Raw genomic sequence first — 2,210 nt, forward strand, 5'->3', positions numbered from 1 at the left:
GAAGAGAGGCCCTGCGAAGAGGGATCGTGGCCGAAGGCGGTGCGATCGTTCAGCGGTAGAGGACCGCGCTGGCGCCGCCTGAGAATCCCGGCGACTGCGCAAGGTAGTTCATCGACGAACTCGACCGCAGACCGAGATCAAGTGTTGCCGCCACGCAGTTGTTGTACGAATTCACCACCAGCCGGCCCTGCACCCGGATCGTCGAGCCCGCCACGTCGGTCAGATAGAGATCGGCTATGCAGCCGAGTTCCGGGTAGGACGCCCGTCCCACATTCTGTCCGATGTCACCGTTGGTGAGCGTGATCTTCACCGTGTATGACGTCGAGTCGGGTTGACTGACCGTCCCGGACCATGAGCCCAGGAACCCGGATGGCATGTCGTAGCTCTTCGGTGCTGGTGCGGCTGCTGGTGCCGCCGCTGTGGACCGCCTGGCGGCCGGTGCCCGCCCCTCGGTGCCAGTTGTATCTCCCGAACCGCCGGTGCTGCCCGAACCGGTGCCGGCGGCGGTTGCCTGTGCCGCGGGGATCTTGTCAGATGGTGGGGTGGATGCCGGCGCCGGCCCCGGCGTCGGGCTCTGCGTCGTCGGGATTGCGGTGGGACTGGGCGCCTGCGTTGTCGCGGCGCTGTTCGACGTCGACGCCGGGCGCGCACTGACGGTTGCCTCGTTGTCGTCGTTGCCGGTCAGCAGCAGGATGCCGGCACCCACGGCCAGCAACGTGACCGCGGCGACCGCGACAATGACAGCTCTGGGAACCCGCCGGTATCCGTCCGGTCGTGCCGGCCCGCCGTAGGCATCGTCCGGCCGCTGGGCGATCGGTTGCACCCCGAACGGCGGCGGAGGTGGGGAGGATGCCCCTGCCTGTGCGGACGTCGTGCCGGTGAGCGATTTTACGTGGGCAAGTGCGGTGGGGGCCTGGCTGACGTCCGGGGCTGCGTGCGCCGGGGTGCTCCAGGAGCGGTCGACCGGCAGCACGGCCCCGGGCGTGGCGACGACGCTCGCTCGGCGCGGGGCCACGATCGTCGCATCCCCGGGCAGCACCGCGGTCGCGTCCCTGTCCGTGCCGGCGCCGGTGAGTTCAGGGCCGTCCAGCCCGACACCGTCCAGCCCGACACCGTCCGGTCCGGGGACGGCGGGCACGACCACAGGCTGAAATCCGGATGTTGCCAGCTCTGCCAGCGCACGCTCGGCCGCGTCCGCCGTGGGACGGTCGGCCGGCGCCTTGGCGAGCATCCGGGCGATCACGTCCCACAGCGCCGGTGGCAGGCCCGGTATGGGTTTCGGCGCATCCTCCATGTGGGCACGCAGGAGCGCGACCGGGTGTGGCGCCGAGAACGGTGGGTTGCCGGCGAGGAGTTCGTACAGCATGATTCCCGCGCTGTAGATGTCGGCCGGAGGTTGTGCGTGTTCACGGTGTGCCAGTTCCGGCGCCATGTACATCGGCGTCCCGATCATCCCGGTGAGGCGGGTCAGGGACGGCCCGTGTGCCAGCCGGGCAACGCCGAAGTCGGTCAGGCGGGCCTGTGGATCGTCGGGATCGGTGACGTCGACGAGCACGTTGGCGGGTTTGAGGTCACGGTGGACGATGCCGGCCGCGTGCACGGTTTTCAGCGCACGCAGTACCTGGCAGGTCAGGGCGACCGCCGCGGTCAGCTCCAGCTTTCCGCGTTCGCGCAGATAGACGCGCAGGTCGACGCCGTTGACGAGATCCATGACGATCGCGAGCGTGTCTCCCTCGACGACGAGGTCCCGGACGGTGACAAGGTGCGGATCACTGAAGCCGAGCAGCACAGACCGTTCCTGGACGAATCTGGCGACCACCTCGGGGTCGTCGGCGAGCTCTCCACGCAGCACCTTCACCGCGACCGGACGGTCGCCGTCGACGGTGGATCCTCGCCAGACCTGACCGAACGCGCCTCGGCCGATCGGTTCGTGCAGGACGTAGCCAGAGCCCAGCTTCTGCATGGCAGGAGCCCCCTTCCCCCGGAGAAACCATGCCTATCCCATCATCTCCAGGTCCTTGGGGGCGAAACCGACACTCCATGTGACACTGGGTGAGTCGGGTAAGAGCGGCTGAGAACGGTAGATGGTGGCGTATCCGCCCCGAACTGGCACAGCCGGCCGGAACGATTCCGCGGGCTTGGCCTACCATCCGTCCCCGCCGGGTCCAGTCCCGTTGTCGATCGCGGGATCGGGCCCGGCGGACATCGGG

The 2,210-nt window shown here is 68.9% G+C and carries 1 protein-coding gene; it reads right to left on the bottom strand.

What is annotated here, in order from left to right:
* Window positions 1-49 precede the first annotated feature (49 nt).
* The gene (locus DD1DGNOD_RS27720) at window positions 50-1,963 is read right to left on the bottom strand and encodes a serine/threonine-protein kinase (protein WP_206442929.1); all 1,914 of its coding nucleotides are present in this window, start codon (window positions 1,961-1,963) and stop codon (window positions 50-52) included.
* Window positions 1,964-2,210 lie beyond the last annotated feature (247 nt).

The organism is Candidatus Protofrankia californiensis, assembly GCF_900634765.1.
GTDB lineage: Bacteria > Actinomycetota > Actinomycetes > Frankiales > Frankiaceae > Protofrankia > Protofrankia californiensis.